The following is a 15,376-nucleotide window of genomic DNA, read 5'->3' as shown; positions in this document are numbered from 1 at the left end:
AGATAGGAATCGTACCGCATGACCAAACCAAATGAAGACAGGGGGAGACACGCATGAAAAAAAGGAAAGCGCTAGCACTATGGTTGGCCGCGATATTCATGGTTACGGTGATCGCGGGCTGCTCCGGCGGAGGCGACACCGACGGTGAGAGCGGATCGGCGAGCGGGGAGAACGGCGGCGGGGACAAGCTGCCGGTCCGGTATTTGCTTCCGGGCTCCGCGCCGCAGGATCTGGAGTCGGCGGTCAAAGCAATCAACGAAAAGCTTGAGGCCGATGGTCTGAACCTCACCTACGAACCGACGTACATTGCATGGGACGTATGGGATCAGAAGACCAACCTCATGATGTCAACGGGAGAGGAATTCGAACTGATTGCCATCATGCACGATACCAAAGGACCGACGGTGCTTGCCGGCAGCGGCGGGATCATTCCGATCGACGATTTGCTGGATCAATACGGCAGCGAGCTCAAGGCTTCCATGCCGGACTGGATCTGGGAATCGTCGAAAATCAACGGCAAGATCACGTACGTGCCGAATTTCTGGGCGGATACCGCTTATAACGACGGCATGTTCACGATCCGCACCGATCTGCTCGAAGCCAATGGCTTGAAACCTCCGACATCGCCGGAGGAGCCTGCCTACTTCCTGCATACGACGTACGACACCTATCCGTTTACCGTGGCGGACAACATGATTTACATCGATCAGCAGGGGAACGTGAAGTCTTGGTTTGAAACCGAGGAGTTCAAAAAAGACGTGCTGTACATGAACGAGGCATACAAGCGCGGGCTAATTATGAGTGATCTGCTCACAACGCCGACGGAAGTCATTAATCAGGAGGAGCTGGCCGGACGTTATCTGTATCGACCGGGCGACGTCGGCTTGAGCGACGCTATTCTTCAGTCATTCCCGGACGCGAAGCTGGATATTTACTATTTGGCCGACCAGCCGAAGTTTAGATCCTACGCGATCCGGAATTCCAACGGGATCTCGGCCACGTCTCCGCATCCGGAGGCCGGCATTCAATTTTTGAATTGGGTGTACAGCAGCCAGGAGAACATGGATCTCGTACAAAGCGGCGTGAAGGACGTGCATTGGAAGGATACCGGCAAGAATACGAAGGATTATCTGGCCAAGAACGAGAACGGTTCCCCGGCTTATGAGCTTCCGTACTGGCTGCTCGGCCACGTCGAGATGAACCGTTACCCGACGAATACGGATCCTGCTCGGCTGGAGCGCCGTACGACGGTTGCGGACGATGCCGTGAACAGCATCACAATCGGCTTTACCTTCGATCCGACCAACGTAGCATCGCAGTACGCTAACTGCATTGCCGAGCTGAAGACCAGCGTTTATCCGGTCATGCACGGGGTTGTGAAATACGAGGACGCCTACGATAAAATGCTGGCCGCAATGAAGTCCGCTGGTCTCGATGAGGTCGTTGACGAATACAAACGGCAATTCGATGAATGGAGAGCCGGTCAGTCGTAAGTTCAGGCGCGATCGCTGCAATGAACATGATTTTTAAACAGGGCAATTCCTCCCGGCTAGTGCCGGGGTGGGATTGCTTTTTTTCGTGCTTTGGCCATGAAGAAGGTCGTGTGGAATTTCGAGTCGAGTCTAAGGGGATTCAGGAGTGATCATGGGCGCCGCCTTACGGCTTCAATTCTCCGATATTAGCTAAATTCGAAGTTTTCTCTCAAAAGTAAAGTGTTCAAGACAGGGATTCCCGGGCTAGAGTAAAGGTCATACGAAGCCTCGAGGCTTCTCTTGGATCTAGAAACGACAATTACGATCAAGGCTGACCGCACAATAAGAGCGGAGCAGCATAAGGAGGACATTGTTCAATGAACAAGCAATCACAAGCCATCCGAGAAGGCTGGCAATGGTTTACGGAAAGCCGGTACGGCATGTTTATTCATTTCGGGCCTTATGCCCAATACGGGCGGGGCGAGCAGGTCCTGTTCCGGGAACATTTGGACCAGGCCGAATATGCACGGAAAGCCTGCGAGTGGAATCCGGTGTTCTTTGACGCCGAGCTGTGGGCATACACGGCACGCAAGGCAGGGATGAAATATGCCTGCTTGACGACAAGGCATCATGACGGATATTGCTTGTGGGATACGGCCACAACGGATTATTCCAGCGCAAAGCAGGCGCCCGGCAGGGATCTGGTGCGCGAATTTACCGATGCGTTCCGGGCCCAGGGGCTTCGGGTCGGCTTATATTACTCCTGGATCGATTGGCGGATTCCGGCATACTTCGACGGACCGGAGAAGGACCCGGAGGGCTGGGAGACGATGAAGCAGTATTTGCATGCGCAGGTGGAAGAGCTGGTCACGAAATACGGGCGCATCGACCATTTCTTTTTTGACGGGGTCTGGCCGCGAACTGCGGAGGACCTGGACAGCATCAAGCTGGTGGAACGGATGAAGTCGATTCAGCCGGACATCCTGGTCAACAACCGTCTGGGACTGTCCGAGGAGGAGAAGCTGCATGCGGATGGCGGCGGTGGCTCGGGCGATTCCGAGGTGCTGGGCGACTTCGGCTCGCCGGAGCATGTCATCGTCCCGGACCAGAAGCGGCTCTGGGAATCCAGCCAGGTCACCACGTGGAGGTTGTGGGGGTACACGAACGGCGAACGATGGCGTCCGGCCGACGTCCTGCTCGACATGCTGTGCGAGTGTGCGGAAAAAGGGGGCACCGTGGGCGGCAATCTGCTGCTTAATGTCGGACCGCAGCCCGACGGGCAGCTTCCGCCGGCTTTCGTGGAGCGGGCGCTGAAGATCGGGGAGTGGCTGGACGTTCACGGCGAGGCTATCTACGGCTCCGACGGCGGAAACCTTACGGAGTTTATTACTTACGGGCGGCAGACCATGAAAGACAATCAACTGTATCTTATCATTCGTTTCTGGGATGGGCGGCCGGTGCTGAGGCTGGCGGATCTGGTCACGCCGGTAACACGGGTGACGCTGCTGACAACGGGACAGGAACTGTCGTTCCGGCAGGAGGACGATGTGTTGTGGATCGAAGGGCTGCCGCGGGAACGTCCGACCGAGCTGTTCCCGGTCATCCGCATCGAATGCGAGGAGCGGCCGCAGACCAATCAATGGGGAGTGGACCGACTCTGGACCGGCGACCCTTCCCGGATCGCCGACTGGGCCCGAACGCGCGGCACATCCGTATACGTCGACGGCCAGCCGCGGTCGAGAAAGGAGTAAACGATGAGAACGCTGGTATTTTACGACGAGCATTTTCCTTACGAAGGCGAACGCCCGTCTGCAGAGGCACTGGGGCGATTGCGGGACTGGGCGGAGATCGCAGGTTCCGCGGACGTGGCTGAGCGGCTGACGGAAGGCGGCTGGGACGCGCTGGTTCATCTGCACGGTCCGTACTTTCCGAAAGCGGCTTGGGCCGCCATCGAAGGCCATCTGAAGGCCGGCGGCGGTCTGGTTCATGCCGGGGGCGTGCCTTTCCGCAGGCCGGTTCGAGAGCTGAACGGAAGCTGGCATGCCGAACGCGAGCAGCTGGCTTATCACCAGCGAATGGATATCCATGATGCGCTGGCGGTCGACGTGTCGCGCGTCCGGGAGATGAAGGCCTCTGCCGAATTCCCGATCCTGCAGGGGCGCGAGGAGCTGTTCGGCATGGAGCCGACCTGGGGCTTGACGCTGCATCCGACCAAAGCGAGCGACATCCCGGCCGAGATGGGGGCGTGCGGTCCGATGGACGCTGTCATCTCGCCGCTGCTGGTCGGCGTGGACCGTGATCAGCGCGAGCGGTCCGCTCCGGTTGTCATGCTGGAGCAGCATAAGGGCGATTACGCCGGGGGCCGCTGGATTCTGATCAACCAGCAGCTTAGGGCATCGTTCTGGGAGACGAAAGGGATGGACGCCCTGAAGGAGCTGGCCGAATACTCGGGCACGGGCGTGACGGAGCTGTGGCTGAAGCCGAACTATGCCTCCTACGAGCCGGGCGAGCAGATGCAATTGACGATCCAGCTGCAGATGCTGTCCCGGACGTCCGCACCGGCGCAGACATGGCATTTTGCGGTGAGCGTCATCAAGGAAAGCGACGGTGAGACCGTCTGGAACGGACACGCGAAGTCGAAAGCCGGCAGCGAACAGCGGGATCTGCAGCAGATTCGCTTGTCTGTACCGGTACGGCTGGATGCGGGCTTGTACCGAATCGTTTGCGAAGCCGAGTCCGAATCCGGGGAGCGCCGCAACTTGACCCAGGCGGTATGGGGCGTCGACCGTTCACTGCTGCAGGCGGGAGAGCGGCTGGAATGCGGGCGCGATTACTTCCGCCGCGGCGGGCGGACGGTTCCGATCGTTGGCATGACGTACATGACCTCGGACGTCGCGCGCAAATTTCTTCATCTGCCGAACGTGCAGCGTTGGGATGCGGATATGGCGGAGATGAAGCGGGCGGGGATCAACCTGATCCGGACGGGCATATGGACGGGGTACCGGATGATCATGTTTGCCGACGGCCATGCGGCCGAGGACGTTATGCGGGCGATCGATGCCTTTGTCCTGACGGCCAAGCGGCATGAGCTGGAAGTGACGTTCACCTTCTTCTCGTTTGCGCCCGAAGCCTGGGAAGGCGTGAACCCCTATCTGGACCCGAGATCGGTGGAGGCGCAAAAGCGCTTCGTTGCCTCCATCGTCGGACGTCACAGGGGCACGACCAACGTGCATTGGGACCTGATCAACGAGCCTTCGCTGTTCGATCCGAAGCGAATCTTTGAGGGGCCGGTATCGATAGGGGACCGGTTCGAGCGGCAGGCCTGGTCCGAGTGGCTCCGGCAGCGCCACGGGGAGGATCTTGAACTGCTTCAGGAGCGCTGGAACATGACGCCGGGCGAGCTGCCTTCATTCGAGTCGGCACCTACTCCGAGTCCGGACGACAAGCTGTTCAACAGCGTGCTGCAGCCGAAGAAGTGGGGACCGTGGATCGATTTCACGCTGTTCACCATGGACATGCATAATCGGTGGGCGTCCGAGCTCATCGCCACCATTCGCCGCTCCGATCCCCGCCAGCTAGTAACGGTCGGGCAGGATGAGGGTATCTGCTCCCAGCGCCCGTCGCCTTCGTTCTACGGCCCCGCCGTCGATTACACGACGGTCCACTCCTGGTGGCAGAACGATCACCTGGCTTGGGACGGCATATTTACGAAAACGCCGGACAAGCCGAATCTGATCCAGGAGACGGGCATCATGCACGTGCAGCGTCCGGACGGCATCGCCAAGCGGACGGAGGAAGAGCTTCGCAGCATCCTGGAGCGGAAGTATGCGTATTCGTTCTCGACCGGGGGCGCGGGTGCCGTGCAGTGGATTTGGAATATTAACTATTTCATGGATAATGCCAACGAATCCAACATCGGGGCGCTTCGGGCGGACGGAACGCAGAAGCCCGAAGCCGATGTGTCCTATGACTTCGGCCGCTTCATGAAGGAAGCAGCCGGCTTGTTCGACGATGAACGTCAGCTTGAGGATATCGCCGTCGTTTACCCGTATTCGAATGATTTTTCCAGCCGGAAGCTGGCCTACGAAGCGACGACGAGGGCTATGCGCGCATTGACGTTCGGCATGAACGTCCATCCGCGGGGCATTGGCGAATATCAGCTCGAGGATCTGAAGCGTTATCCGGCCAAGCTGATCATCGTGCCGAGTGCGCATAATTTCGACGAGGCCGCGTTTGCCCAGCTCCTCGACTTGGTAAAGGAAGGGAGCACGGTCTTGTGGACAGGCCCGCTTCGGACCGACGCGTATTGGGGGCCGGCACCGCATCGCCTGCGGCAGGAGATGGGCGAAACCGTCCATGCCAACGTTCTTCGCGAAGAAACGCTGGAGCTGGCGGGAGCGCATTTCGCCGTTTCGTTCGGCGAACGGAAGATTAACGCGCTGGCGGTGGATCGTCCGGCGGGCCGGTTGGATGGGAGCCTAGGGCCCGTCACGGTGACCTTAGGTTCGGGACGATTCATCTGGTGCCCGCTTCCGGTCGAAATGAACGATCGCTGGGAGCCGATCCAGGCGCTGTACGCGGAAGCTATCCGCTCCGCAGCCGTTTCGCCGGAGCTGGAATGGCTAAAGGGAGGCGAGCTGCCCGGGATCTACGGCCGCAAGCTGGCGTTCGGACAGGGAAGCTTGTACATTTTCGTCTCCGAGCATGGGGCAAGCTCAGAAGTTGAGGTAAAGGACCCGGCATCCGGGACGGTCTACGCCTTCGAATTGGAACGGGAACGGACCGTGATGTTTACGACCGATGCCGGGGGACAAGTGCGGACCGTATACCGGCCGGAGGAGGTACGGATCCGGCAGAGCCAACCATCTTGAGGCGTACTCGCCCCTCAAACGGTTGGAAGAGGGTTCTTGCTGTTGACCTGGATAGTCACGGTGCGGCGCCGCCTTCTGCACGTTACGCATAGAGGGAGGTTCTCCGGCCGATCGGATCGTGCCGGGGAACCTCTTTCTTCCATCGGGAACGTCGGAAGGGCTGCTGCTTGGGCTATGCGGCGTTTGAATCCGATGGGGAAGAGCCTAAAGCCGAGCCCCAATAAGATGTGGGAACATTCCAATGAACGGTTAGCATGTCATCATTTTGAACGCTTTTAACAAAAAGAAAGGGTGTGCGCGCTATGGACTACAAGGATGCTGCATGGCCGGTTTCGCGGCGGGTCGAGGACTTGCTGGAGCGGATGACGGCGGCGGAGAAAATCGGACAGCTGATCCAGCCGTTCGGCTGGAAGGCTTACATAAGGAACGACGACGGTACGATCAAGCTTACCGAGGAGTTCAAATCGCAGCTTGCGGAGGGAGGAATCGGTTCCTTGTACGGTACGCTGCGGGCCGATCCCTGGACCGGGGTGACGCTGGCAAACGGACTGTCCCCGCGGGAAGGGGCGGAAGCGGTTAATGCGATTCAGCGTTACGCGGTGGAGCACTCGAGGCTGGGGATTCCGATTCTGTTCGGGGAAGAATGCTCCCACGGACATATGGCGATCGGGGCGACGGTGTTCCCCGTACCGCTCACGATGGGCAGCACCTGGAACACGGAGCTGTTCCGCAGCATAAGCCGGGCCGTTGCCGCTGAGACAAGGGCTCAGGGGGGAGCGGCCACCTATTCGCCGGTGCTGGACGTGGTACGGGATCCCCGCTGGGGCCGGACCGAAGAAACCTTTGGCGAGGACCCCCATTTGGTGGCCGAATTCGCGGTTGCCGCCGTGCAGGGACTGCAAGGCGAACGCCTTGATTCGCATACCAGCCTGCTGGCTACGCTGAAGCATTTCGCAGGCTACGGCGCTTCCGAAGGGGGACGCAACGGAGCCCCCGTTCACATGGGCCTCCGGGAGCTTCACGAAATCGATCTGCTGCCGTTCCGCAAGGCCGTTGAAGCAGGCGCCTTGTCGGTTATGACGGCTTATAACGAAATCGACGGAGTCCCTTGCACGTCCAGCCGGCATCTGCTGCAAGACGTACTTCGCGAGGCGTGGGGCTTTGACGGCTTTGTCATTACCGATTGCGGCGCGATCCATATGTTGGCATGCGGTCACAATACGGCCGGATCGGGTGTGGAGGCGGCGGCCCAGTCGCTAAAGGCCGGAGTCGACATGGAGATGTCCGGGACCATGTTCCGGGCCCATCTTCACCAAGCGCTGGAGCAAGGGCTGATCTCTGAAGACGATCTGAATATGGCAGCCGGACGCGTGTTGGAACTGAAGTTTCGCCTGGGGCTTTTTGATCGGCCTTATGTGGATCCAGCCTGGGCAGAGCAGGTCATCGGCTGCAAAGAGCATATCGCTCTGGCCTACCAGGCCGCGGCTGAAGGCATCGTGCTCCTGAAGAACGAGGGGAACCTGCTGCCTCTGGATACGAGCAGCGGGACCATTGCCGTCATTGGCCCCAACGCCCATGCGCCGTACCATCAGCTTGGCGATTATACCTCCCCCCAGCCGCCGGGGCAGATCGTAACGGTGCTGGACGGCATCCGCCGACGGCTGGGAGACAGCCGCGTTCTGTATGCCCCGGGCTGTCGCATTCAAGGCGATTCAAGGGAAGGCTTCCCTCGGGCGCTGGCATGCGCCGAGCAAGCTGATGTCATCGTAATGGTGCTTGGCGGCTCCAGCGCACGGGATTTCGGGGAGGGCACCATTGATCTCAGAACCGGTGCCTCGGTCGTGAGCGGGGATGCAAAGAGCGATATGGAATGCGGGGAAGGGATTGACCGCTCGACCCTGACGCTGATGGGTGTGCAGCTGGAGCTGCTGCAGGAGCTCCATAAGCTCGGCAAGCCGGTGATCGTCGTTTATATCAACGGACGGCCGATTACGGAGCCGTGGATCGACGAGTTTATTCCGGCGATCATCGAAGCTTGGTATCCCGGCCAGGAGGGAGGCGGTGCCATTGCGGACATGCTGTTTGGCGATATCAACCCGTCCGGTCGTCTGCCGCTGTCCATTCCGAAGGAGGTCGGCCAGCTGCCGGTCTCTTACAATGCCAGACGGACCCGGGGCAAACGTTACTTGGAGACGGATCTTGCGCCGCGGTATCCGTTCGGCTTCGGCTTAAGCTATACGGAATTCCGTTACAACCGTCTGACGGTCGAGCCGGCCGTCGTCCCCATAGGCGGCGAAGCCACGGTCCGGATCGACGTGACCAACGCGGGAGCACGGGACGGTGCGGAAGTCGTTCAGCTGTACGTCTCGGATTTGGCCGCCTCCGTGACCCGTCCCGAGAAGGCGTTGAAAGGGTTCCGCAAGGTGTTCCTGAAGGCCGGGGAGACGCAGGAAGTAACGTTCACCATCGGCAGCGAGCAGCTGGAGTTGATCGGCCTTGACCTGAAGCCGGTGGTGGAGCCCGGCGAGTTCCGCATTCAGGTCGGCCCCGACTCGACAAGAGGAGAGATCGCAAGCTTGATGGTGGAAGGCTAAACGGTCCGTACCGCAAACTTAAACCATCTTAACGATACAGGTTCAACCCGGCGAAAGCGGATATGCTGAAGTTGTTGGCCGTCCTTGCTGAAGCCGGGCAACCGGTCGTGAATAGTCGTGTAACCGTTATTGTCCGCATTCCTCCTGTCTTCAATCGGCCAGGAGAAGCGATCATGGTAACGAAGTGGAGGCGAACGATGATGCTGCTGTGGTTCAAATCGATTTATCCCAAAATCGTGGCCGGCTTTTTGTTGGCCATTACGCCGGTTTACGCCGCTGCCCTGTATATGAACGAGTCCGGGCTTGCGAGCGTGGAGCAGGAAATTACCCAGTCATTGAATGCGAGGACTAATTTCTTTATGCGCACGCTGGAACAGGAGCTGCGATCGACGGTGCTGCTGATGAACGATTTGTCGCAGGACTCGGACTTGCAAAAGCTAAGCACTATCGCGCCCGCCATGAGCCGTTCCGAATATTTTCAGGCGATCAACCGCCTCCAGGGCAAAATGCGGCTGCTGCAAAGCTCCAATCAATACGTTCAGGAGGCCAAAACCTATATTCCGCTGATTGAGAAAACGATTGAGCAGGTGTCGTACGAAGGTGCCATGCCGCCGGAACAGATGAAGGCGCTTGAGGAGCATCCCGATCGGGTCATTTTTGAGTGGAAGAACAAGCTTCTGCTGGGTATGGTATATCCGGAACGAATGCGAAACGACAATCCGCCTAATTTTGCGATTGCCGCGGAGCTCTCCGTACCGAAATTGCAAACGGCGCTCCTGCAACTGGCCACGGGGGACGGGGGCGCCGTTCTCATCGGCGTGGACAATAGCTGGGTCCTGACTCGGGAGGACGCAGGCAGCATCGGGCCTCGGTTAGTCGAACGCATTGAGATGGAAGCGCTAACAAACACGGAGTTTTCAAAGCTCCCCTACAACACGAAGGTAAGGGCGGATGGGGCCAATTATTGGGTGAGCGTGGAGCGTTCCGCCTTTTTGAATGCCGATCTGGTCGTGTATGTGCCGGAGGACGAATTTTTGGGCCCGCTTGGGAAATACCGCCTGATATTCTTCGGGCTGTCGGGCTTCTCCCTTCTTGTGGTTATTCTGTTCTCGGGTTGGATCTACAGGCGGATTCATCAGCCGCTTCAGCGAATGGTGAGGACATTCCGCAACATCGATTTCGACAGTCCCCGGGTGGAGCTGCGCCACAAGCATCATGACGAGTTCCACGATCTGTACGAGCAGTTTAACCATATGGTGAAGCGTCTGCAGGTACTGATTCACGAAGTGTTCGAGCAGAAAATCCGTTCGCAGCGTTCCGAGCTGAAGCAGCTCCAATCCCAGATCAACCCCCATTTTTTATATAACAGCTTCTTTACGCTCCATCAAATGGGAGAGATGCAGGATTACGAGAATATCGTTCGTTTTACGAGGCATTTGGGGGAATATTTCAGGTTCATTACCCGCAACGCTGCCGACGAAGTTTCGTTGAAGGCGGAAGTGGGGCATGCCAAGGCTTACGTGGACATTCAGTCCATCCGTTTCCATAACCGGATATCGGCGTATTGGGATGACATCCCCGGTGATTGGGAGCGACAGGACGTTCCGCTGCTCATTCTGCAGCCCTTAATCGAAAATGCATACGAGCACGGACTTGAGGAGAAGGAAGCGGACGGGCAAATCCGGGTGACCATGGCCGCTGATCGGCATGTCCTGCATATCATCGTGGAGGATAACGGGGAGACGTTGACGGACGAAAAGCTGCGGAACCTGCAATCCATGATCGCGAATTCGGACGTGAAAGGAGAGATCACCGGTTTATCCAACGTGCATCGACGCCTTCGATTAAAATTCGGGCCTGCGGGCGGATTGGCCTTTTCGAGAAGCCGATTAGGCGGTTTGAGAATCGATATGACACTGCCAAAGCAAGAAAGGAGCGAGATGGATGAAGAGCAGGTACAGAATACTGATCGTGGATGACGAACCTTTTATCGTGAACGGGCTTGCGGAATTGTGCCTTGGCGCGGAATTTCTCGAGCTTGAGGTGTATAAGGCGTATTCCTCTTCGGAAGCCTTGGGCTGGCTTAAACGGGCGAAAATGGACATCGTTTTGTCGGATATCAAGATGCCGGGGTTAAACGGCCTCGCCCTGCAAAAGGAAATATCCAGGCAGTGGCCCCATTGCAAAGTGATTTTTTTGACCGGATACGACGACTTTTCTTATATCCACGAGGCCACCCGGCAAGGGAGCGTCGATTACGTTCTTAAGGCGGAGGGAAACGATGCCGTGCTGAGCGCGATCGAGAAGACCGTGGAGCTGCTTGACCAGGAGATGGAAGAGGGAAGTCTGATTGCCAAAGCGAAGGACAATATGCGCATGGCGCTGCCGTTTTTACAGCAGCAGTACGTGCTGGAGCTCATGCAAAAAGCATCCGGACATATTCGGCGGGAGGAGCTGGAGCAGCGCTTTGCGGAGCTGGAGATGAAGCTGGATCCCGGCAAGCCTTGCCTGCTGCTGTTATGCCGGCTGGACGGCTGGCGAAGGCAGGATGGTCCATCGGCCCATTCGCTGATGCTGTACGCGGTCCAGAACATCATCGGCGAGCTGCTCGGCCCGATGACCGTCGGCATGGCCGTGGAGTACGGCAGGGCCAAGATGATCTGGATTTTGCAGCGCAAAGAGGATGGGGAGGAGCATCCGGAGGAGGTTCAAAGTCCGGCGGCGGAACGGGTCCAGCGTTTTGTCCGCGGGATGCTGGAACAAATTCAGGACGTTTGCAAAACGCTTCTGAAATTGAAGACTTCGTTTGCCATGGCTGGCGAATGGGTTGATTGGGAGCGGCTGCCGGACAAATTCGAAGGGCTGAAGCAGCTGCTGGACAGCGGCCTCGGGATCGGCCACGAATCTCTGCTGACCGAAGCCGGCGAGCGCAGCCGCCCGGATCGTATTGGGAATTTTCTGGGGCGCTCCCGCGCGCATCTGAAGCGGATGGAGCTGCTGCGCGGCTGTCTTGACAATGGGGACCGGGAGGAATTCATGGATCTGTTCCATGAGGTGACCGATATTTCTTCCTTCCCGCCGGAAGTCGAACATTTGCTGAAGATGGAGGTATATTATGGCCTGGTGTCCGTGATGATGCCGTCCCTGGTGGATATGGAAGCTCTCTGTCAGAACGAAGAAGGGGAAGGGGCTGTGGATTATATCACATTGACTCATCTGGAGGAGCATGATTCCTGGACGGAGGCGGCCGAATATTTCGAAAGGCTGGCGGACATCATCTTCAGCCGGAAAGAGCAGGGGAAGCAGGATCAGCAGCATGAGGTGATTGCCAAAGTTCAACGGTATATCGAGGATCACTTAAGCGGCGACCTGTCCTTGACGCAGATCGGGGAGGCGGTGGGACACAACCCTTCGTATTTGTCCAGATTGTACAAACAAGTGACCGGTGAGGGCCTGTCCGAGTCGATTAATGCGGCTCGGCTGGCCAAAGCGAAGCAGCTGCTGAAGGAAACGACGGACAAAATCCATGTCATTGCCGCTGCGGTGGGTTTCAGTTCTCCGCCGTATTTTTACCGCTTTTTCAAAAAAACGACCCATTTGACGCCGCAGGAATACAGAGAACTTCACAACATGTAAAGAGAAGATATCAAAGTAAAGAGCTTGGAGTAGATAGCTCTTTTTTTGTTCCCTTATACTCTAAACAAACATCGAATTCAAGGAGGTCGCAAACATGAAGAGAAATAAGATCTTGTCCGTATTGTGGATCAGTATGCTGGCTTTCGTGTTTATTTTAAGCGCTTGCAGCAAAGGGGAAGATGGCGGAGGCAGCGCGCCTGGTTCATCCGCCGATAACGAAGCATCGGCCGGGGAGCCGGGCGACCCGTTCGGCAAGTATGATCCCCCCATTCAGCTGGATGCCGTCCGGTTTGTGGGAGAAGAAGTGAAGTTCCCGTCCGGACAGGATATTAAAAACAACGTGTGGACCGACCTTTATAAGGAAATGGGCATCAACCTCAACTATAAATGGGTGGTGACGGGTCAGGAGCAATATGAATCCAAAATGAATATCGCGATTGCTTCGAATGACCTCCCGGATATCATGCAGGTGACGCCGGAGCAGCTGCGCCAGCTTGCGGACGCCGGGCAATTGGCGGACTTGACGCCCGCTTTCGAGAATTTCGCCAGCGATGACCTGAAGAAGGTCATGGAGATCGAGAAAAACGCGCTCCCTTCCGCGACGTTTGACGGCAAGCTGTTGGCGATCCCGTCCACCCAGCCGGTCATCGGCGGCTCGGCTCCGCTGCTGTGGGTCCGGGAGGATTGGATGGAGAAGCTGAATCTGCCTGAACCGAACACGATGGATGACCTTGTGGCCATTGCGGAGGCGTTTGCCAAGCAGGATCCGGACGGAAACGGCAAGGCGGATACCTACGGACTTGCGCTGACTAAGGATATCGGATTAAACAGCTCTTCGGTAGGTTTCTTTAACGGCTTCGGCGGTTTCCCGCAAATTTGGATCGAAGACGCGGAGGGACAACTGCAGTTCGGCAGCATTCAGCCGGAGATGAAGGAAGCGCTGGCCAAGCTGCAGGAGATGTTCAATAACAAGCTGATCGACCCGGAGTTCGGCGTAAAGGATACCGTCAAGGTCTTTGAATCCGTGACCACCCACAAAATCGGCATGCTGATCGGACCGAGCTGGTATCCGGCATGGCCTTTCTGGGACATGGTGAAAGAAGATGAATCGGTGAATTGGAAGTCCTACCCGATCCCGTCTTTGGAGGGCGGTCCGGCGACGGTGCAGATGCCTTTTGCCGTATCCCAATATTACGTGGTCAAAAAGGGGTACGAGCATCCCGAGGTCATCGTCAAGCTGGCTAACCAGTATTATGAGAAGCTGTACAGCGACAATGCCGAATTTGACAAGTACGGCCAAATCATCGAAGACGGCGTATCCATCGGGGTCAACAAATATTCGTTGGTTGAGGTCGTCAATCCGAACAAAGACCTGATCCGGCAGGAGGAGCTGGCCAAAGCACTGGAATCCGAAAGCGACGCGGACATCACCAGCGCCGAAACGAAGATCATGTTCAAGGAGTTTCAGGACTATCTCGCAGGCAACAATCCGATGGGCTGGTCCGGCTATGCCGCCAATGGTCCGGAAGGCTCCATGAAGCAGCTTCGCGATTTGAACGATGCGGGCAAAGTCATCTCGAACGGTTATGTCGGCGCTCCGACCGAGACCATGGCCGACAAAAAAGCGACGCTCGACCGGCTGGAACAGGAGACGTTCATCAAAATCATTTTGGGCGAGGCAAGCATCGACGCCTTTGATGAGTTCGTGGCCAATTGGAAGAAGCTCGGCGGCGACAAGATTACCGAAGAAGTTAATGCATGGAAGGCCGCCAGATAAGAAGTTCGGCTAACGGGAACAGGGGAGGGAGGTTTCTGACACCCGCCCCTGTTCTCTTTTCACCACCTGCTGAAGGTGAATGGGATATACATTGACAGACAGGAGGATCGCCATGTTAAGCAAAAAATTTCGGCGGCAGTGGCCGCTTCATTTGATGATCTTGCCCGGCATCGTCATCGTATTGATTTACAGCTATTGGCCGATGATCGGCATCGCCATGGCCTTTCAGAAATTCGTGCCGTTCAAAGGCCTTTTCGGCTCGGATTGGATTGGGCTGGACAATTTCCGCTATGTGTTCGATTTGCCGGAAACCGGCCAAATCATTTGGAATACGGTGTTTATCGCTTTCATGAAAATCATCGGAGGATTGGTCGTGCCGATCCTGGTTTCGCTGCTGCTAAATGAGCTGAGGAACGAGCTGATCAAACGGGGCGTGCAGACGCTCGTATATTTGCCGCATTTTTTATCGTGGGTCATCCTCGGGGGAATTTTCATCGACATTTTGTCGCCGACAAACGGGATCGTAAACCAAGTATTGGGCTGGTTCGGCATCGAGCCGATTTTTTTCCTGGGCAGCAACCAATGGTTTCCTTATACCCTCGTCATAACGGACATCTGGAAGGAGTTCGGCTTTAGCACCATCGTCTATTTGGCTGCGTTAACCTCCATCAATCCATCCCTGTATGAGGCGGCTACGGTCGATGGCGCAAACCGCTGGAAACAGACCTGGCACATCACGCTTCCCGGCATGATGCCGATCATCATTTTGCTGGCGACCCTCTCGCTTGGGAACGTGCTGAATGCCGGTTTTGACCAGGTGTTCAACTTGTACAGCCCGCAGGTGTATGAGAGCGGGGATATTCTGGATACGTTTATTTACCGGATCGGCATGCAGGGCGCCCAGTACGGGGTGGCCACGGCGATCGGCTTGTTCAAATCCTTGATCTCGTTCGTCTTTATCGTGACGTCCTACGCCCTGGCATCCAAGTTCGCCAATTACAGAATATTTTAGGAAGGAAGGTGTCC

8 protein-coding genes are annotated in these 15,376 nt (G+C 57.1%); all 8 read left to right on the top strand.

What is annotated here, in order from left to right:
* Positions 1-53: 53 nt before the first annotated feature.
* The 8 genes from OHJ21_RS14895 to OHJ21_RS14860 all read left to right on the top strand — a co-directional run bounded on the left by OHJ21_RS14895 (position 54) and on the right by OHJ21_RS14860 (position 15,362).
* Entirely contained in the window at positions 54-1,493 is a 1,440-nt protein-coding gene (locus tag OHJ21_RS14895) for a DUF3502 domain-containing protein (protein WP_486020382.1), read from the top strand.
* Positions 1,494-1,849: 356 nt separating this feature from the next.
* The gene (locus OHJ21_RS14890; protein WP_486020380.1) at positions 1,850-3,223 is read left to right on the top strand and encodes an alpha-L-fucosidase; all 1,374 of its coding nucleotides are present in this window, start codon (positions 1,850-1,852) and stop codon (positions 3,221-3,223) included.
* A 3-nt stretch (positions 3,224-3,226) separates the two neighbouring features.
* Positions 3,227-6,343, top strand: coding sequence for a glycoside hydrolase 5 family protein (locus OHJ21_RS14885; RefSeq protein WP_486020378.1), 3,117 nt, complete (start codon positions 3,227-3,229; stop codon positions 6,341-6,343).
* Positions 6,344-6,645: 302 nt separating this feature from the next.
* The gene (locus OHJ21_RS14880; protein WP_486020377.1) at positions 6,646-8,937 is read left to right on the top strand and encodes a glycoside hydrolase family 3 N-terminal domain-containing protein; all 2,292 of its coding nucleotides are present in this window, start codon (positions 6,646-6,648) and stop codon (positions 8,935-8,937) included.
* Positions 8,938-8,999: 62 nt separating this feature from the next.
* A complete protein-coding gene (locus OHJ21_RS14875) occupies positions 9,000-10,916 on the top strand; it encodes a sensor histidine kinase (protein ID WP_486020376.1) in 1,917 nt (638 codons plus the stop codon).
* The gene (locus OHJ21_RS14870) at positions 10,882-12,573 is read left to right on the top strand and encodes a response regulator (protein WP_486020375.1); all 1,692 of its coding nucleotides are present in this window, start codon (positions 10,882-10,884) and stop codon (positions 12,571-12,573) included. The genes OHJ21_RS14875 and OHJ21_RS14870 overlap by 35 nt, the downstream gene beginning before the upstream one ends.
* A gap of 94 nt (positions 12,574-12,667) precedes the next feature.
* Positions 12,668-14,350, top strand: a complete 1,683-nt coding sequence (locus OHJ21_RS14865) for an extracellular solute-binding protein (protein WP_486020374.1) — start codon at positions 12,668-12,670, stop codon at positions 14,348-14,350.
* Between the two features lie 112 nt (positions 14,351-14,462).
* Positions 14,463-15,362, top strand: coding sequence for an ABC transporter permease (locus OHJ21_RS14860; protein ID WP_486020373.1), 900 nt, complete (start codon positions 14,463-14,465; stop codon positions 15,360-15,362).
* Positions 15,363-15,376: the final 14 nt, after the last annotated feature.

It is taken from the genome of Virgibacillus sp. LDC1, assembly GCF_025792345.1.
In the GTDB taxonomy this organism is placed as follows: Bacteria; Bacillota; Bacilli; order Paenibacillales; family Paenibacillaceae; genus Paenibacillus_AQ; species Paenibacillus_AQ lautus.
The sequence above is the reverse complement of the archived record's forward strand: the minus strand, read 5'-3'. Positions and strand labels throughout refer to the sequence as shown.